Origin of the sequence: Microbispora sp. NPDC088329, assembly GCF_040685655.1 — a bacterium.
In the GTDB taxonomy this organism is placed as follows: domain Bacteria; phylum Actinomycetota; class Actinomycetes; order Streptosporangiales; family Streptosporangiaceae; genus Microbispora.
Genome location: NZ_JBFBIP010000025.1, coordinates 21,007 through 37,080, shown reverse-complemented (window position 1 = coordinate 37,080; position 16,074 = coordinate 21,007). Strand labels below are relative to the sequence as shown.

General features: G+C 70.8%; 18 protein-coding genes and 1 tRNA gene. 11 read left to right on the top strand and 8 right to left on the bottom strand.

Annotated features, from left to right (window positions below; translation table 11 throughout):
• Nucleotides 1-80: 80 nt before the first annotated feature.
• A complete protein-coding gene (locus AB0O28_RS33505; RefSeq protein WP_363646583.1) occupies nucleotides 81-1,004 on the bottom strand; it encodes a 2'-5' RNA ligase family protein in 924 nt (307 codons plus the stop codon).
• Nucleotides 1,005-1,181: 177 nt separating this feature from the next.
• Here AB0O28_RS33505 and AB0O28_RS33500 point away from each other — a divergent pair, with 177 nt between their 5' ends.
• Nucleotides 1,182-1,385, top strand: a complete 204-nt coding sequence (locus tag AB0O28_RS33500; protein WP_363646582.1) for a hypothetical protein — start codon at nucleotides 1,182-1,184, stop codon at nucleotides 1,383-1,385.
• A gap of 89 nt (nucleotides 1,386-1,474) precedes the next feature.
• Here the strand turns inward: AB0O28_RS33500 and AB0O28_RS33495 are convergent.
• Nucleotides 1,475-1,548: transfer RNA gene (locus AB0O28_RS33495), tRNA-Lys, on the bottom strand.
• A gap of 158 nt (nucleotides 1,549-1,706) precedes the next feature.
• Between AB0O28_RS33495 and AB0O28_RS33490 the strand changes: the two genes are divergently transcribed.
• Nucleotides 1,707-2,072, top strand: a complete 366-nt coding sequence (locus AB0O28_RS33490; RefSeq protein WP_363646581.1) for a PRC-barrel domain containing protein — start codon at nucleotides 1,707-1,709, stop codon at nucleotides 2,070-2,072.
• A gap of 84 nt (nucleotides 2,073-2,156) precedes the next feature.
• On the opposite strand, the gene AB0O28_RS33485 is transcribed toward AB0O28_RS33490, so the two are convergent.
• Complete coding sequence (locus AB0O28_RS33485) at nucleotides 2,157-2,753, bottom strand: hypothetical protein (protein WP_363646580.1); 597 nt, start codon at nucleotides 2,751-2,753, stop codon at nucleotides 2,157-2,159.
• 55 nt (nucleotides 2,754-2,808) lie between these two features.
• On the opposite strand from AB0O28_RS33485, the gene AB0O28_RS33480 reads away from it, so the two are divergent.
• A complete protein-coding gene (locus AB0O28_RS33480; RefSeq protein WP_363646579.1) occupies nucleotides 2,809-3,309 on the top strand; it encodes a DUF1360 domain-containing protein in 501 nt (166 codons plus the stop codon).
• Nucleotides 3,306-3,797: a DUF6328 family protein gene (locus AB0O28_RS33475; protein WP_363646578.1), complete on the top strand. Its 492-nt coding sequence runs from the start codon at nucleotides 3,306-3,308 to the stop codon at nucleotides 3,795-3,797. Before AB0O28_RS33480 ends, AB0O28_RS33475 begins: the two co-directional genes overlap by 4 nt.
• A 71-nt stretch (nucleotides 3,798-3,868) precedes the next feature.
• Here the strand turns inward: AB0O28_RS33475 and AB0O28_RS33470 are convergent, their stop codons facing one another.
• Complete coding sequence (locus AB0O28_RS33470; RefSeq protein ID WP_363646577.1) at nucleotides 3,869-4,831, bottom strand: TIGR03557 family F420-dependent LLM class oxidoreductase; 963 nt, start codon at nucleotides 4,829-4,831, stop codon at nucleotides 3,869-3,871.
• A gap of 237 nt (nucleotides 4,832-5,068) precedes the next feature.
• On the opposite strand from AB0O28_RS33470, the gene AB0O28_RS33465 reads away from it, so the two are divergent.
• Nucleotides 5,069-5,218, top strand: a complete 150-nt coding sequence (locus tag AB0O28_RS33465; protein WP_169947694.1) for a GPGG-motif small membrane protein — start codon at nucleotides 5,069-5,071, stop codon at nucleotides 5,216-5,218.
• 102 nt (nucleotides 5,219-5,320) lie between these two features.
• Here AB0O28_RS33465 and AB0O28_RS33460 read toward each other — a convergent pair whose 3' ends face one another.
• The gene (locus AB0O28_RS33460) at nucleotides 5,321-6,049 is read right to left on the bottom strand and encodes a metallophosphoesterase (protein WP_363646576.1); all 729 of its coding nucleotides are present in this window, start codon (nucleotides 6,047-6,049) and stop codon (nucleotides 5,321-5,323) included.
• A complete protein-coding gene (locus tag AB0O28_RS33455; protein ID WP_357217769.1) occupies nucleotides 6,046-6,291 on the bottom strand; it encodes a BON domain-containing protein in 246 nt (81 codons plus the stop codon). Before AB0O28_RS33455 ends, AB0O28_RS33460 begins: the two co-directional genes overlap by 4 nt.
• 478 nt (nucleotides 6,292-6,769) lie before the next feature.
• Here AB0O28_RS33455 and AB0O28_RS33450 point away from each other — a divergent pair, with 478 nt between their 5' ends.
• Both AB0O28_RS33450 and AB0O28_RS33445 read left to right on the top strand, forming a co-directional pair.
• Nucleotides 6,770-7,978, top strand: coding sequence for a glycosyltransferase (locus AB0O28_RS33450; protein WP_363646575.1), 1,209 nt, complete (start codon nucleotides 6,770-6,772; stop codon nucleotides 7,976-7,978).
• A 25-nt stretch (nucleotides 7,979-8,003) separates the two neighbouring features.
• The gene (locus tag AB0O28_RS33445) at nucleotides 8,004-8,912 is read left to right on the top strand and encodes a glycosyltransferase family 9 protein (RefSeq protein ID WP_363646574.1); all 909 of its coding nucleotides are present in this window, start codon (nucleotides 8,004-8,006) and stop codon (nucleotides 8,910-8,912) included.
• Here AB0O28_RS33445 and AB0O28_RS33440 read toward each other — a convergent pair.
• Nucleotides 8,872-9,915 carry a DNA topoisomerase IB gene (locus AB0O28_RS33440; RefSeq protein ID WP_363646573.1) on the bottom strand — a complete coding sequence of 348 codons (1,044 nt, stop codon included), beginning with the start codon at nucleotides 9,913-9,915 and terminating at the stop codon, nucleotides 8,872-8,874. The two genes, AB0O28_RS33445 and AB0O28_RS33440, sit on opposite strands and share 41 nt — an antisense overlap.
• Nucleotides 9,912-10,964, bottom strand: coding sequence for a glycosyltransferase family 9 protein (locus AB0O28_RS33435; RefSeq protein WP_363646572.1), 1,053 nt, complete (start codon nucleotides 10,962-10,964; stop codon nucleotides 9,912-9,914). The genes AB0O28_RS33440 and AB0O28_RS33435 overlap by 4 nt, the downstream gene beginning before the upstream one ends.
• Nucleotides 10,965-11,455: 491 nt before the next feature.
• Here AB0O28_RS33435 and rfaE2 point away from each other — a divergent pair, with 491 nt between their 5' ends.
• The 4 genes from rfaE2 to AB0O28_RS33415 all read left to right on the top strand — a co-directional run bounded on the left by rfaE2 (nucleotide 11,456) and on the right by AB0O28_RS33415 (nucleotide 16,072).
• Nucleotides 11,456-12,901 carry a D-glycero-beta-D-manno-heptose 1-phosphate adenylyltransferase gene (rfaE2, locus tag AB0O28_RS33430; RefSeq protein WP_363646571.1) on the top strand — a complete coding sequence of 482 codons (1,446 nt, stop codon included), beginning with the start codon at nucleotides 11,456-11,458 and terminating at the stop codon, nucleotides 12,899-12,901.
• Between the two features lie 10 nt (nucleotides 12,902-12,911).
• The gene (locus AB0O28_RS33425; protein ID WP_363646570.1) at nucleotides 12,912-13,160 is read left to right on the top strand and encodes a hypothetical protein; all 249 of its coding nucleotides are present in this window, start codon (nucleotides 12,912-12,914) and stop codon (nucleotides 13,158-13,160) included.
• 7 nt (nucleotides 13,161-13,167) lie between these two features.
• Nucleotides 13,168-14,166: an SDR family oxidoreductase gene (locus AB0O28_RS33420; RefSeq protein ID WP_363646569.1), complete on the top strand. Its 999-nt coding sequence runs from the start codon at nucleotides 13,168-13,170 to the stop codon at nucleotides 14,164-14,166.
• A gap of 79 nt (nucleotides 14,167-14,245) precedes the next feature.
• The gene (locus AB0O28_RS33415; protein WP_363646568.1) at nucleotides 14,246-16,072 is read left to right on the top strand and encodes a transketolase; all 1,827 of its coding nucleotides are present in this window, start codon (nucleotides 14,246-14,248) and stop codon (nucleotides 16,070-16,072) included.
• The last annotated feature ends 2 nt before the right edge of the window (nucleotides 16,073-16,074 follow it).

Below are 16,074 nucleotides of genomic sequence, written 5' to 3'. Positions count from 1 at the left end.
CGTGCGAGCGATTCTGTCAGCCCCCGCCACCGGCTCCGTGACGTTATCCACAGGCGGGGCGTGCGCCGGCAGGACGGCGGTCACAGGGGACCGAGCAGGCGGAAGCGTTCGGCCACGACCAGTGTGTCGTCGTCGATCACCGGTGGCCCGCCCAGGACGGCGGACATCTCCGGACCGGTCCAGAAGCGCTCGTGCGCGGCACGCCACTGTGCGACGGTGTCGAACCCCTCGCCCTCGTCGCGGGCGAACGCCTCGTCGATCTCCCGGATCGGCACCACCCGCACCTGCGTCGTCTCCAGCAGCGCCACGCGCCGTCCGGCAGAGTCGATCATCGCGGCCCATCGGCCGGCGACCGGAAGGGGGTCGCCGCAGTGCTCGTAATCCGCCAGCAGGCCCGCGGTGGCCGTCTTCGCGCCGCTCACAATCGCCGCGACCAGGCGCTCGCGCAGCGGCCCGGGGAAGGCGAACTCGGCCACCGGCGGCTCGCCCAGGGGGAAGAACGCCTCCGCACGCCAGCCCCCGCCGTCGAAGACCCGCAGCGTCACGCCGCTGACGAGCGTCGTCACGGGAAGCCCGGCCGCCAGGTCCGCCGTGATCCGGGCGACGGCCTCGCCGCCCAGGCCCTCCGCGACCGTGAGATGGGGCACGACGGCGTCGAACCGGCCTCCGTACGGCGGTGCCGCCGGCCAGCGGCCCGCCACCGCGTCGGTGAGCTCGCGCAACGGGCCGTCCGGCTCCGGAGCGAGGTAGACCACGCCCGGGAAGCGGCCGACGCCCCGGAACTCGACCTCGAACGGCCTCCATGCCGCGAACAGCTCCCGCAGGGCGGCGAGCACGCCGTCGTCGAGGCGCTCACGGGGCAGGAACGGATACAGGACGGTGGCGTGCGCGGGCATGCCGTACGCCGCGGAGGAGTCGTAGCGTTCGCGCAGGCCCCGGACCAGGGGTTCCGCCGAGGCGACCTCCACCACCAGGGCGGTCTCACCGATCTCGAAGGGTGACATGCCCGACATCCTCCCGCCCCCAAGGTCACGCGTACGACCGAAAATCACGGCGAGCGCGTCACGTACCCCTCTGGGCATTTACATGGAGGATTCGGGCAGATTAAATCTTTATTTCCAGAGACAGAGTGATCTGGGCCACATTGGTGCCGTGCCTGATCGTGCGAGGAGTGGTGCCCGATGGTGTTCTCGCTGGTGAAGCGGATGGTCCGCGCTCTCGGAGGGGGGTTCGTGCGACTCGGACGATGCTGGGCCGCCCAGTTCGGCGTCGTCTGCACTCCGGCATGGGCTTCCGATGACGCGGCCCACCTCGCCCTCGACCAGGTGGAAGAGGAGCACTGGGACTGGTCGATCCCCTACCTCTGGTATGAGACCTCTCGCTGAGATCCGGCGCGTGGAGCCGCGCGGTCGGCCGCGATGACCCGGAAACGACGACGGGCATCCGCGTGATCGCGAATGCCCGTCTACTGAGGTGCGCCGCCAGGGACTCGAACCCCGGACCCGCTGATTAAGAGTCAGCTGCTCTAACCAACTGAGCTAGCGGCGCCCGCACCACAAGAGTAGCGGCATCCGGAGGCTTCTCGCGCCATGGCGCGCCCCGGCCCGGAAAACGACACGGCCAGATCATGTCCTGCCCTTACGTGTCCGGGATGTTCCCCTTCTTCCCTTCGGGTACGTGGAGTGACGACGAAGGGAGTGAGCACCATGACACCGGATCTCTGGTCGTATTCCGACACCGTCTCCGGCACCGGACAGCAGATGGACATCGCCGGATACGACGTGCAGGCCGTGGATGGAAAGATCGGTTCCGTGGACGAGGCCACCTATGAGGCGGGCCAGAGCTACATCGTCGTCGACACGGGCCCGTGGATCTTCGGTAAGAAGGTCATGCTCCCCGCGAGCGTGGTGACGAGGATCGACTTCCAGGACCGCAAAATCTTCGTCAGCCGGACGAAACAAGAGATCAAGAACGCGCCGGAGTTCAACGAGACGGCGATGAGCGATCCGGGCTACCGGGACCGCGTCGGGGAGTACTACGGGCGTTTCCCCCGCACTTCGTCGTCCATGTGAGAGTGATATCCGAGAAGGGGGCCGCGCCGTGACGGCGCGGCCCCCTTTCCCTCGCCCGGCCCTCCTCCGCATGGTTACCGGCCCTCAGGGCCAGGTGCTGTCAGGCCGAGGTGTCGTAGGGGCGATGATGTGCAGCCGCTCCAGAAGCGTGACGAACGTCGACGCGTACGGCGACGGGGCGGCGACCGAGGCGACCCGGTCCCAGTCCACCTGCTCCCGCATGGCGCGGACCATGGGCAGCAGCGAACCGTAGTCGCAGGCGTGTTCCGACAGCGGCAGTATCCAGGAGATCACAAGGTCGGTGGCTTCGAGGACGGGCAAACTCAGCGCGGCGGTGTTGATCATCTCGGCTCGGGCGATCATGGCCTCGGTCACGGGCCTGTCGGCGAGCGAGAAGATCAGGTCGACGAGCACATCTTCCTCGTCGAACGCCTTGACCAGCCAGTCCTCCGGTGGTCTCGCGGTCCGGAAACCCAGGCTCTCCAGGGTTTTCAGTGCGAGCGGGACGTCTTCCTCGACCAGAGCGAAGTCGACGTCGTGCAGCGATGGCGCGGCGCCCCTCGCGTAACCGGCGCAGCCTCCGGCCAGGGCGAACCGCACCCCGGCCTCCTTGAGGCCGGACCCGGCGCGCTTGAGCGTTTCAAGGATCGCGTCGGTGACTTCGTGACTGTGACTACCCACTCACGTCGCTTGCCCAGCCATGTTCGCCGCAAACAATCCCGGGTAGAGCGCGCTCATGACCGAGACCCTCCAGGAGATCAAGCGCGAATACGAGGGGGAGAACAACCGTCCCCTCGCCTCGTACACACGGGTTCTCGCAGTGTACGGCGGGGCCGTCGCGACGCTGCTCGCCGCGGCGAAACTGACGGGCCGCAAGGGCCCAGAGAAGATCAAGTTGATGGACCTCGCGCTCATGGGGCTCTTCACGCACCGGCTCTCGCGGACGCTTGCGAAGGACCCGGTGACCAGTCCCATCCGCGCCCCCTTCACCAGGTACGAGGGTGTCTCCGGCCCGGCGGAGCTCAAGGAGGAGGTCCGCGGTCACGGGCTGCAGCACGCCGTGGGCGAGCTCCTGACCTGCCCGTTCTGCCTGTCTCAGTGGGTCGCGACCGGGTACGCGGCGGGCACCGTGTTCTTCCCCAGGGTGACCCGGCTGGCCGGGGCCACGATGGCGGCCGTCGCGATCTCCGACTGGCTCCAGCTCGCCTATGCGCGCCTGATGAAGGCCGCCGAATGAGTGAGGTGCTGGAGCCTCTCGAGAACACCGACGAACACCCGAAGGAGCGCGTCGACCGCGAGCTGGGCGAGCTGCTGCAAGGTCTTCGGGTGGCCGCGACGGGCGTGCAGGTGCTGTTCGCGTTCCTGCTGACGCTCCCGTTCTCCGCCGGTTTCGAGAAGATCGACATGACCGGGAACTGGCTGTTCTACATCGCGGTCGTGACCGCCGCGGTCGCGTCCATCTGCCTGATCGCTCCGGCGACCCAGCACCGGATCCTGTTCCGATCGGGGCTCAAGGAGCTGCTTCTGCACCGGGCGAACCGGCTCGGCGTGGCCGGCGGGCTCGCCCTGGCCGTGTCGATGGCCTGCTCCACCGCCCTGGTCATGGACGCGCTGACCGGCAGGTGGCCGACGGCGCTGATCGGCGCGGGTGTGGCGCTGTTGTCCGGCTGGCTCTGGTTCATCCAGCCGCTCCTGTCGCTGCGCACGGTCAGGAACGACGCCTGAGAAACAGCGCCGAGAAGGACTGCTGAGAAAGAGCGCGACCGCGTGCATCCGCGGTCGCGCTCTTTCCGCGGTCAGGCCGTTTCCCTCAGGCTCGGCAGGATCCGCGTCGCGTAGAACTCGAAGAACCCCTCCTGGTCCGGGCCGATCTGGGAGATATAGACCTCGTCGAAGCCGGCGTCCACATACTCGCGGATCGCGCCGAGGTGCGTCTCCGGAGAGGGACCGCAGGGCGTGGACCGGGTGGCGGCCTCCTCCGTGACGAGCTGCGAGAGCTGCTCGAAGTGCCGCGGCAGCGGCAGGAGCTGTGCGGCCTCGCCCGGGATCCCCTGGTTGGGCCAGAGCCTGTGGACGGTCCTGCGCGCCTCGGCCTCGTCGTGCGCCCAGCACACCTTCAGCCCGGCCGCGCACGGCTTGCCCTCCCCGCCCGCCTTGTGGAACGCCTCCACCATGTCGGCCGCGGGCGCGGTGTGGATGTACCCGTCGCCGAGCCTGCCCGCCAGCTCGACGGACTTGGGTCCGAAGCCCGAGATGTAGATCGGCGGGGGCCGGTCGGGCAGCGAGTACAGCCGCGCCGTGTCCACCTCGTAGAACTCGCCGTGATACGTCACGAGCTCGCCGGTCCACAGCTCCCTGATGACGTCGAGGGCCTCCTCCAGCATGCGCTGGCGCTCCTCGGCGGGAGGCCACTGGTCGCCCAGGATGTGCTCGTTCAGAGCCTCGCCGGTGCCGACCCCCAGACGGAACCCGCCGCCCAGCAGGATCTGGGCGGTCGCCGCGGCCTGGGCGATGATCGCTGGGTGTATCCGGATGATGGGGCAGGTGACCGCGGTGGTCACCGGTAGCGACGTGGCCTGCGAGATGGCCCCGATGACGGACCACACGAACGAGCTCTCGCCCTGCTCGTCCAGCCACGGGTGATAGTGGTCGGAGATCCACAACGCCTCGAAGCCGGCTTCCTCGGCGAGTTTCGCCTGGCGGACCAGTTCCTTGGGGTCATGCTCCTCGCTGGACAGGAAATATCCGAAAGTGGTCATGTATCACCACATGCCCCAATATGGTCAAGCAAACGTAGTAATGATCCCTTAAGGGGCAATGTAATCGGTCTCGGGAGTGTCCCTCGATCTTCCGCCGCGGCGGAGTTCGACCTGATGGACGCGGGGCGGGATCACGGCGGGCGCCGTCCGGGCGGCCACGGCAGGCGAGAAAGATTATGGGACAGGACCCGGGGCCGATTGATGTTACGAGGCCCCTTGTACGGGCAGTGGAGGGCCATGGCTACTCTGCTTTGGATCATCGCCGTGGTACTGGTAATCGCCGGGATCTACGTGATCCTGGCCCGTCGGGACATCCTCTGGGGGATCGTCCTCATCGTCATCGGATTCCTCGTCGGCCCCGGTGGCGTCAGCATCTTCAATCCATAGTCGCACCTCGCCCACCCTGCTCGCGGACATCGGGACGGCGGCCGGCCTTAAGGCCGGCCGCCGTCCCGCAACTCCAAGCCGCACGGCATGGAGCACGGCGGATCAGCAATGGTCGCCGTTCAGGCAGTAGACGGTGTACGCGTGCTTGATCACCGGAAGGGCGACGTTTCGCACGCGAATACCTCCGGGAGTGACACCCTTTTCCGTGCCCGCGTGCGCGTGGCCGTGAATGAAAAGATCCGCGCCCTCGGCGTCGGCGGCCTCCGCCAGCATGTAACTGCCGAGGAACGGATAGATTTCCGGGGGCTCGCCCATCAGCGTGTCCTTCACGGGCGAATAATGGCTGAGCACGATCTTGTGGTCGGCGTCCAGCTCCTTGAGCGCCCGCCGCCACCGCTCGGCGATCTCCTTGGTGTGCCGGACGAACGCCTTGGTCTCCGGTTCGCCGAACTCGCTCGCGCACTTCCCGGCGAAACCACCGCCGAAGCCCTTGCCGCCGGCGACTCCGAGCCGTACGCCGTCGATGGGGACGACCGTGCCCTCGTCGTCGAGGACGACGATGCCGGCGTCACGGAGGAGATCGACGATCTCCTGGTTGCGGTCGGAGTGGTAGTCGTGGTTGCCCAGCACGGCGACGACGGGGATGGGCAGGCCGCGCAGCTCGTCGGCGACCACCCGCGCTTCGGGGATCGTGCCGTGCCTGGTCAGATCGCCTCCCACCAGCAACACGTCCGCACGACGCTCGATGCCCTCGATCTTCTTGCGATAGTGGCCGCGCAGGTCCTCGCCCAGATGGATGTCCGCGACGGCGGCGATCCGCAGCTCCCTCACAGATGTTCCTCCTCTCCCGGCTCCCGCACCTCCACCAAGGTGATCTCGTTGTGCACCCGCAGGCCCGGAGCCGCCTCCCTGGCGACGTTCTCGATCTGGTGTCGCCGCTCGTCACAGGAGACCTGCCCGCGCAGGTAGACCTCTTCTCCTCGCACATCCACCCGAATGCCCAGCTCGGTGGTCCGTTCGTCCTCCGCGAGAGCCCGCTGCACGCGGGCCGCGACATAGTGCGGCGTCTCCATCTCTTCCCCTCGTGTCCCCCTCGGTTCCGTATGGTTAGCGCTGCCCGGCCCTTCCCAAGCGAAACCAGTGGTTTGACCGGCGCGTTGGTGGATATGGTTGTGGGTATTCCTGGTGCCTAAGACGCAGGTACCTCCTTGGCGTGAGCATGCCGCGACGGAGGAGCGTCTTGGGAACCTTTGATCGGCCTTCACCTCGCCCCGACCGGCATGCCGGGTGGGCCGGCCGCATCTCTTCACACGCCTCTTCCACGGGCACTCTCCCCTCCGGCCCCCACATCGCGGCCCATCCCCTTCCGGCCGCCTCCGGCGCCGCCCGCCGCCACGCGTGCGCCGCCCTCCTCGCGGGCCGCGTGCCCGCCCTCCACCGTCCGCCCGCCGCGGCCCGCCATGCGTGCGCCGCCGTCGCCGGGACTGCTCGCCTGGACTCCCTGACCCCCGAGCCGGGTACCCGCCACTGCCGCTCTTGGAGGAACCCCCAGTGAAGATCGCCATGGTCTCGGAGCACGCCAGCCCGCTCGCCACCCTCGGCGGTGTCGACGCCGGCGGTCAGAACGTGCACGTCGCCGCCCTCGCCCGGGAGCTCGCCCGAGCCGGCCACGAGGTCACCGTCTACACGCGCAAGGACCGCGAGGACCTGCCGGAAACCGTCGCCTTCGGCCGGGGCGTGAACGTCGTCCACGTTCCCGCCGGTCCCGCCTCCGAGATCCCCAAGGACGAGATCCTTCCCTGGATTCCCCACTTCGGGAAGTGGCTGCACGACCGGTGGCTGTTCGACCGTCCGGACATCGTGCACAGCCACTTCTGGATGAGCGGGCTGGCCGCCCTCCCAGCGGCGGAGAAGCTGCGCATCCCGGTCGTCCACACCTATCACGCGCTCGGCAGCGTCAAGCGGCGCCACCAGGGCACGGCCGACACCAGCCCGCGGGAGCGCATCGAGGCCGAGGCCGGCATCGGACGGCGCGTCGACGGCATCATCGCGACCTGCACCGACGAGATCGACGAACTCATCCGCATGCGCGTGCCCCGCCGAGCGGCCCGGGTCGTCCCCTGCGGAGTGGACGTCACCGCCTTCCACCCGCACGTCGAGCCGCTGGAGCGGCCGGAGCGCCCGCGCCTGCTGTCGGTCGGCCGGCTCGTGCCGCGCAAGGGCCTGGAGACCACCATCAGGGCGCTGCAGTACCTGCGGGACGCCGAGCTGGTCGTCGCGGGCGGTCCCCCGGCGGCGCAGCTGCACCACGACCCCGAGGTCACCCGGCTGCGCTGGCTCGCGACCCAGGCGGGCGTCTCCGACAGGGTCCGATTCCTCGGCCGGGTCGGGCGTGACACGCTGCCCTCGCTGATGCGCTCGGCCACCGCCGTCGTGTCCGTGCCCTGGTATGAGCCGTTCGGCATGGTGGCCCTCGAGGCGATGGCCTGCGGCGTCCCGGTCGTCGCCTCGGCGGTGGGCGGCCAGAAGGAGACCGTGGTCAACAACGTGACCGGTCTCCTCGTGCCGCCCCGCCAGCCCGCCGTGCTGGCCAGGGCGCTGCGCAAGCTGCTCGACGACCGGGTGCGGCGCACCGCGTACGGCATCGCGGGTGCCGACCGGGCCCGCGCGAGGTACGCCTGGAGCCGCATCGCCGGCGAAACCCTGGCCGCTTACGAGCGGGCCCTGTCCGCCCGGGAGCTGGAAAGGAGCGCCTCATGATCCCGCCGTCCCGCGAGGTGGGCCGGTGACGTCGACGGCCCTGGTGCTGCGCTCGGACGGCATCGGGGGCCTGCTCGCCGTGGTGCCCGCGCTGCGCGCCCTGCGCCGCCACGGGCTGCGCGTCGTCCTCGCCTGCCCGCCGGAGCTGAGCGAGCTCGCCGCGCTCACCGGCGCGGTCGACCGGATCCTGCCCGCGTACGGGCTCGCGCCGCTGTCGTGGCCCGGGCCCGGCGAGGAGACCGCCGATCACCCGCCGCTCCTGCCGGACCTCGCCGTCAACCTGCAGGACCGGGGGCCGCGCAGCCACCGCGTCCTGCTCGGTGTGGGGACGAGGCGCCTGTGGGCGTACGCCAACCCGGACGTCCCGTGGATCAGGGGACCGTGGTGGGACCCGGGCGAGCACGAGGTGCTGCGGTGGTGCCGGCTGCTCCGGTGGCACGGCGTGCCGGCCGACCCCGAGGACCTGGCGTTGCCCACTCCCCTCACCGCCAGCCCCGCGCCGGGAGCCGTCGTGATCCACCCCGGCGCGGGCGGCACGTCGCTGCGCTGGCCCGCCGAGCGGTTCGCCGAGGTGGCGCGCGCGCTGACGGACGAGGGCCTGCCCGTCGTGATCACCGGCAGCCTGCGGGAACGGCCGATGGCCCTGCTCGTGGCGACCCGGGCGGTGCTGCCGCCGCAGATCGTGCTGGCGGGCCGCACCTCGCTCCGGGAGCTGTGCGCACTGGTCGCGGGGGCGCGCCTGGTCATCAGCGGCGACGTCGCGATGACACGGCTCGCCGAGGCGTACCGGACGCCCTCCGTGCTCGTCTCCACCGCGGACGGACGACACCCGATCCTGCACGAGACGGACGCCGCCGAGCGTCTGGACGCGGCGGTCCCGGCCGCCCAGGTGGTCAGCGCCGCCGTGCGGGCGCTCGGCGCAGGAGTTCGATGACGGCCTCCTCGACCGGCCCATGCGTGGCGAGGCCGCCTTCGCCGGTGTCCTCGCCCAGCCGTTCGAGGGGGATCGTCCGCCCCTTCTCGTACAACGCGACGAGGCGCGGGTCGACGTAGGAGGCGCGGCACACCGACGGGGTGTTGCCGAGATACTCCGACACCTCCTTCATCACCCGGGAGACCGCGCGCTTGCGCCCGGCGCCGCTGCGTACGGGGCGGGAGACGGCGAGCCCGACCGCCGCCAGGACGGTGGCGTGCCAGGTGCGGAAGTCCTTGGCGGAGACGTCGGTGCCGAACGTCTCCTTGAGGTAGGCGTTGATGTCGGCGCTGCGCACGTCCACCCAGCCGTCGTCGGTGCGGTAGCGCAGCAGTTCGCCCCGGTGCCCCTTGGACAGCGCGGTCAGCACCTCGCACACGTCGGCGTCGGCCAGCACCTGCTCCCGCTCCTTGCGGCCCTTGGCCAGGTAGTGGCACACGACCTTGCCGTCGCCGCACTTCACGTGCGACGTCTTGAGCGTGGCCAGGCCGTAGGAGTCGGTGTACTCCTCCCCGCCGACGCGGAAGAAGCCGATGTCGAGCATGCGGGCGGCGGTGGCCAGCACGCGCTCGCGGCCCAGCTCGTCGCCGCGCAGGTCGCGCGCGATCCGCTCGCGGAACGCGGGGAGCCGCTGAGCGATCTCCAGCACGTGGTCGAACTTGGCCTCGTCCTGCTGCCTGCGCCATTCGTCGTGGTAGCGGTACTGCCGGCGGCCCGCGGAGTCGGTGCCCACGGCCTGGAGGTGGCCGTTCGGATGGGCGCAGATCCACACGTCGGTCCAGGCCGGCGGGATCGCGAGGCTCTTGATCCGGCGCAGGGCGGAGCGGTCCTTCACGGGCCGGCCGGAGGCCCATGTGTAGCTGAACCCGCGGCCACGACGCCGGCGCCGGATGCCCGGCTCGCTCGGGTCGCTCGGCCGCAGTTCGACGGGCGGGGTCGCGAAGACCTCCGCGGCGGTGCTCATCGCAGCAGGTCCCAGGCCTGTTCGAGCACGTCGTCCACGCTCACGTCACCCACCCACGAGACGTCGCGGTGGCCGCACTCCCGCATGCCAAGCCTGGGGTCGGCCGGTGTTCCGCAGACCGGGCAGCCGGACGTCCAGGAGATCAGCGGCCGCTGATGGCCCCTGCTCAGCGGACCCCAGTTGATCATGTTGCCGCACCAGTAGACGCCGACGGTGGGCGTGCCGGTCGCCGCCGCCAGGTGGCGCGGCCCGGTGTCGTTGGAGACGAGCAGGTCGCAGGCGGCGTACAGCGCGGTGAGCCCGCCGAGGGACAGCTCTCCGACGACGGCCCTCGCTGGGGTCTGCATCTGCGCGACGACCTTCTCGACGACCTCCCGCTCCTCCTCGACGCCGGTCACCACCACCGGCCGCCCGAGGCGGTCGGCGACCTCGGCGAAGCGTTCCGGGGGCCATCTCCTGCGCCGGTCCCCCGCGCCCGGGTGGATCGCCACCAGGCCCCGCGGCACCTTGCCGAGGGTGCGGTTCAGCTCGGCCCAGTCCTCCCTGACGACCGCGACCCTCGGCTCGATCTCGTTGGTGACGGCACCGAGCAGCCCCGCGACCTCCAGGTAGCGCAGGGTCTCGTGCTGGTAGTGGACGTACGGCACCCAGCGGTCGAGCGGAGCGGCGTCGGGGGTGCGCAGGCCGGCCGTCACCCGCGCGCCGAGGCGGCGGATGAACGGGTTGGAGTTGCGCCCGCCGCCGTGCATCTGGACGGCCAGGTCGAACCTGCGCTCACGCAGGTCCTCGTACAGCTCCTCGGGCGCGGTGGGCCCGTCCGGCGGTGAGGAGACGCCGGAGATGGGCGGCAACGCCACCACCTCGTCCACCGGGCCGGGGCGGCCCCGCAGGAACCGCGCGTGCCACTCACGGCCGAGCAAGGTGATCTTGGCGGCGGGATACGCCCGTCTGAGCGCCCCGATGGCGGGCAGAGCCAGCAGCAGGTCGCCGAGGGCGTTGGCCCTCAGCACGGCGATGCGCTCCACCCCTTCGACGAGCAGCGCACTCATGTCTCCCCCTCGCCTGGCGGCTCGGAGTCGCGTCGTGCCGGAGGCGCGCAGGTCAGCACTTCTCGAATCGCACTGTGCTTATTGATTCGCTCGCTTCGCTCGCTCATGCCACCTCCTCGCCTGACGGCTCGGAGTCGCATGAGCGAATCGCACTGTGCTTATTGATTCGCTCGCTTCGCTCGCTCATGCCACCTCCTCGCCTGGCGGCTCGGAGTCGCATGAGCGAAACGCACTGTGCTTATTGATTCGCTCGCTTCGCTCGCTCATGGCCACAAGCCGCCACGCGAACGGACGGTCACCCGCTTCGTCCCCTCGTCCATCGGACACCCCCATTCGTCCGGCCCGCCGGCTGACCTCCGGCGGAGCGCTGTGTGGAGCGCTGTGTGGAGCGACGTCTGATCCCGGTTACCCCGGTGCGGCGGCTCCAAACCGGCCCGCCGGGTCTGCCGTGCCTGTTGTTTCCCCTGCGTCTGCCGGGGTAGCCGCCGGATATGACGGAAGAGACGCTCAACCGTTTCGGTGAAGTCACAGCCGTCGTCGTCGGGGACGTGATGCTCGACTCGTGGTTGCGGGGCCACACCAAGCGCATGGCGCAGGAGGCCCCGGTGCCGGTGGTGACCGTCGAGCAGATCGAGGACCAGCCGGGCGGCGCCGCCAACACGGCCGTGAACCTGGCCGCCCTGGGCGCGCGGGTCCACATGGTGGGGGTCACGGGCGCCGATCCCGCCGGGGCGACGCTCAACGCGGCCCTGGGACGGCTCGACGTCGAAGGCCTGGTCATCGTGCGCAGCTGGCGGACCTCGGTCAAGCGCCGGGTGCTGACCGACGGCCAGATCGTGGCGCGGTACGACGAGGAGGACGACGCACCGCTGCCCGAGGCGGCCGAGCGCGAGCTCATCGAGCAGATCATCCGGCTCGCGGCGGACGCGGACGTCATCATCGCCTGCGACTACGGCGGCGGGGTGTGCACCCCGGACGTCCGCCGGGTGCTGTGCGACCTGAGCATCGACCGGAGCGAGGGATCGCGCGGCGCGCCGATCCTGGTGGTGGACGCCCACGACGTGGCGGCCTGGCGGGACTGCCGCCCGACGGCCGTGCTGCCCAACTACGCCGAGGTGCGCCGGCTGCTGGGCGAGGGCGGCGACCACGACAGGGTCGCGTTCCTGTCCGCGCGGTCGGAGGAGCTCATCGAGGCCACCGGCGCCGGCCTCGTGGTCACCACGCTGGACGGCGAGGGCACGCTGCTGCACCGGCGCGGCAGGCAGCCGCACCGCACGTACGCGACTCCCGCGCCCGACACCATGAGCATCGGCGCGGGCGACACCTTCACGGCGGCGTTCGCGCTCGCGCTGGCGGCCGGCGCGGAGCCCGAGCGCGCCGCCGACATCGGCCAGGCGGCGGCGAGCGTGGTCGTACGCCGCCAGGGAACGGCGGCCTGCTCTCACGAGGACCTGCTGCAGGCGCTGCGTCCCGGCACCGCGCTGCCGCCCGAGCGGCTGGCGTCGTGCCTGGAGCGCGACCGCGCCGAGGGCAAGCGGATCGTCTTCACCAACGGCTGCTTCGACGTGCTCCACCGCGGTCACGTCGCCTGCCTGGAGGAGGCCGCCCGGCTCGGCGACGTGCTGGTCGTCGCGGTGAACGGCGACGACGGCGTGGCCCGGCTGAAGGGACCGCAACGCCCGATCAACAGGTGCGAGGACCGGGTCGCGGTGCTCGCGGCGCTGGGCTGCGTGGACTACATCACCGTCTTCGACGAGGACAGCCCGGCCGAGCTGCTGCGGCTCGTCCGGCCGGACGTGTACGTCAAGGGCGGCGACTACCACCCCGACCTGCTGCCCGAGGGGGAGCTGGTCAAGGAGCTGGGTGGCGAGGTCCGGGTGCTCGGTTACGTTCCGGACCGCTCCACCACGGCGATAGTGAACCGGATTCGAGGGTAGAGGGGGCTGCATGACCGAAGAACAACGCTCGTCGACCGGCAAGCCGATGGTGGAGGCGACGCCGATGGACGTGATCCACGTCCGTATCGCGTCGTTCGCCCTGGTCTTCTGTTTCGCCGTTCTGGTGCTCTCCTTCGTCGGACGCATCTGGGTGCTGACCGGGGTCGTCGTGGCGATCATGGCGATCATCGCGATCTACATGACGGTCGCCGTACGCAGGCAGAAGAGGCTCGGCGGCGGGCCGCGATCGAGAGGATGACAACGAGGTGAGCCTGAAGGACAAGGTCGTCGTGGTGACCGGCGCGAGCGGCGGGGTGGGCCGCGCGGTGGTCCGGCAGCTCGGCGCGGAGGGCGCCAAGGTCGCGCTCATCGCACGTGGGGAGGCGGGCCTCGCAGGCGCCGCCGTGGACGTCGGGGCCGAGGGCGGGACCGCGAAGGTCTTCGCCGCGGACGTCTCCGACTACGACCAGGTCCGCCAGGCCGCCCAGCGGGCCGAGGCCGAGCTCGGCCCGATCGACGTGTGGATCAACATCGCGTTCACGACGGTCTTCGCGCCGTTCCTGGACATCACTCCCGAGGAGTACGAGCGCGAGACCAAGGTGACCTACCTCGGCTACGTGTGGGGCACCCGGGTGGCCCTGGAGCTGATGAAGCCGCGCGACAAGGGCGTCATCGTGCAGGCGGGCTCGGCCCTGGCCTATCGGTCGATTCCCCTGCAGTCGGCGTACTGCGGCGCCAAGCACGCGATCGTCGGGTTCACCGAGTCGGTGCGGACGGAGCTGCTCGCCGAGGACTCGGGCGTGAAGATCACGGTGGTGCAGCTCCCGGCGCTCAACACCCCGCAGTTCGACTGGGGGCTCAACCGGATGCGGCGGCACGCGCAGCCGGTGCCGCCGATCTACCAGCCGGAGGTGGCCGCCGACGCGCTCGTCTACGCCGCCCAGCACCCGGAGCGCAAGGAATACTGGGTCGGCGGGATGACCGCGGCTACGATCATGGGCCAGCGCGCGGTGCCCGCCCTGCTCGACCGCTACCTCGCGAGAACCGGGGTGAAGTCGCAGCTCACCGGGGAAAAGGCGCCGACCGGGGTGTCCAACCTGTGGGAGCCCGCGGACGAGGACAAGGACTACGGCGCGCACGGCGGCTTCGACCGGCGGTCGCACGGCCGCAGCGTGCAGTTGTGGATGTCGCAGCACCGCCGCCTGGTCACCGCCGCGGGTCTCGGGCTCGCCGCCGTCGCCGGCCTCAGCCTGCGCCGCCGCTGACGATTTCAAAAACCCCTATATATCGGGGTACGCACCTTTTGTGGCGATACGAGGGGGCGTACCTGGGTAGTCGATGGCGATGGACGAGCTTGACTACCGCTTCCTGTGCGAACTCGCGGCCCAGCTCCGGGCGGACTCGGTGCGGGCCGCCGCGGCCGCCGGCTCGGGGCATCCCACGTCCTCGATGTCGGCGGCCGAGCTCATGGCCGTACTGCTCGCGCGTCACCTGCGCGTCGACGTCGCGGATCCGGCCAACCCGGCCAACGACCACCTCGTCTTCTCGAAGGGTCACGCCTCCCCCCTCCTGTACGCGATGCTCAAGGCGGCCGGGGTCGTCACCGACGAGGAGCTGCTGACCTTCCGCAGGCGCGGCAGCCGCTTGGAGGGTCACCCCACCCCACAGGTGCCGTTCGTCGACGTGGCCACGGGATCCCTGGGCTTCGGCCTGCCCGTGGGGGTGGGGCTGGCGCTGACCGCGCGCAGGCTGGACCGCCTGCCCTACCACGTCTGGGTGTTGTGCGGCGACAGCGAGCTCGCCGAGGGATCGATGTGGGAGGCGTTCGAGCACGCCGGGCACGAGGGGCTGAACAACCTCACGGCGATCGTCGACGTCAACCGGCTCGGCCAGCGCGGCCCGACCCGGCACGGCTGGGACCTCGGCGCGTACGCCGCCCGGCTCGGCGCCTTCGGCTGGCACACCATCGAGATCGACGGCCATGACCCCGGCCAGATCGACTACGCGCTCGCCGACGCCCGGGCCACCCGGCGCCGCCCGACGGCGATCATCGCCAGGACCTGCAAGGGCCGCGGCGTGTCGGCCGTGGAGAACCGCGAGGGCAAACACGGCAAGCCGCTGGAGGACGCCGACCAGGCGCTCGGCGAGCTCGGCGGGCCCCGCACGCTCACCGTCGAGATCACCCCGCCCGACGCCCCCGCCACGCCCTACCGGTACGCCGACGGCCCGCTCGGCCTGCCGAAATACGGGGTGGGCGAGCGGGTGGCCACCCGGACCGCCTTCGGCGAGGCGCTGGCCGCGCTCGGCACGGCGCGCGGCGACGTCGTCGCGCTCGACGGCGAGGTGGCCGACTCGACCAAGCTGGAGACGTTCGCCAAGGCGCACCCGGAGCGGTTCTTCGAGTGCTACATCGCCGAGCAGCAGATGGTCGCCGCCGCGATCGGCATGGCCGCCCGCGGCTGGACCCCGTACGCCGCGACGTTCGCCGCCTTCCTCACCCGGGCGTACGACTTCGTCCGGATGGCGGCGGTGAGCCGGGCCGGGATCTGCCTGGTGGGGTCGCACGGCGGGGTGTCGATCGGCGAGGACGGGCCCTCCCAGATGGGCCTGGAGGACCTCGCGGCGTTCCGCGCGGTGCACGGCAGCACGGTGCTGTATCCCTGCGACGCGAACCAGACGGCGCGGCTGGTCGCGGACATGGCCGACCTGGAGGGCGTGCGCTACCTGCGGACGACGCGGGGCGAGACACCGGTGATCTACGGCCCGGACGAGGAGTTCCCGGTGGGCGGCTGCAAGATCCTGCGCACCGGCGGTCAGGCGACCGTGGTCGCCGCGGGCGTCACCGTGCACGAGGCCCTGGCCGCCGCCGACCTGCTCGCCGAGGACGGCGTCTCCGTCACCGTGGTCGACGCCTACTCGATCAAGCCGCTCGACTCGCCCGAACTGGTCGCGATGGCCGAGGCGACGGGGAAGGTGGTCACGGTGGAGGACCACTGGCCGGAGGGCGGGCTGGGCGACGCGGTGCTCTCGGCGCTGGCGGGGACGCCGGTGCAGGTGCGCAAGCTGGGCGTCGCGGGCATGCCCGGCAGCGCGACCTCACAAGAGCAGCTGGAGGACGCCGGCGTCGACAGGGGCGCGATCCGCGAGGCCGTCCTGTCCTTGATTCGCTGAGA

Coding starts and splice junctions, on each gene's coding strand:
- AB0O28_RS33475 (WP_363646578.1), top strand. CDS start 3,306: ATGAGTGAGGTGCTGGAGCCTCTCGAGAACACCGACGAACACCCGAAG.
- AB0O28_RS33435 (WP_363646572.1), bottom strand. CDS start 10,964: ATGAGTGCGCTGCTCGTCGAAGGGGTGGAGCGCATCGCCGTGCTGAGG.
- AB0O28_RS33440 (WP_363646573.1), bottom strand. CDS start 9,915: ATGAGCACCGCCGCGGAGGTCTTCGCGACCCCGCCCGTCGAACTGCGG.
- AB0O28_RS33470 (WP_363646577.1), bottom strand. CDS start 4,831: ATGACCACTTTCGGATATTTCCTGTCCAGCGAGGAGCATGACCCCAAG.
- AB0O28_RS33490 (WP_363646581.1), top strand. CDS start 1,707: ATGACACCGGATCTCTGGTCGTATTCCGACACCGTCTCCGGCACCGGA.
- AB0O28_RS33465 (WP_169947694.1), top strand. CDS start 5,069: ATGGCTACTCTGCTTTGGATCATCGCCGTGGTACTGGTAATCGCCGGG.
- AB0O28_RS33480 (WP_363646579.1), top strand. CDS start 2,809: ATGACCGAGACCCTCCAGGAGATCAAGCGCGAATACGAGGGGGAGAAC.
- AB0O28_RS33455 (WP_357217769.1), bottom strand. CDS start 6,291: ATGGAGACGCCGCACTATGTCGCGGCCCGCGTGCAGCGGGCTCTCGCG.
- rfaE2 (WP_363646571.1), top strand. CDS start 11,456: ATGACGGAAGAGACGCTCAACCGTTTCGGTGAAGTCACAGCCGTCGTC.
- AB0O28_RS33415 (WP_363646568.1), top strand. CDS start 14,246: ATGGACGAGCTTGACTACCGCTTCCTGTGCGAACTCGCGGCCCAGCTC.
- AB0O28_RS33425 (WP_363646570.1), top strand. CDS start 12,912: ATGACCGAAGAACAACGCTCGTCGACCGGCAAGCCGATGGTGGAGGCG.
- AB0O28_RS33505 (WP_363646583.1), bottom strand. CDS start 1,004: ATGTCACCCTTCGAGATCGGTGAGACCGCCCTGGTGGTGGAGGTCGCC.
- AB0O28_RS33500 (WP_363646582.1), top strand. CDS start 1,182: ATGGTGTTCTCGCTGGTGAAGCGGATGGTCCGCGCTCTCGGAGGGGGG.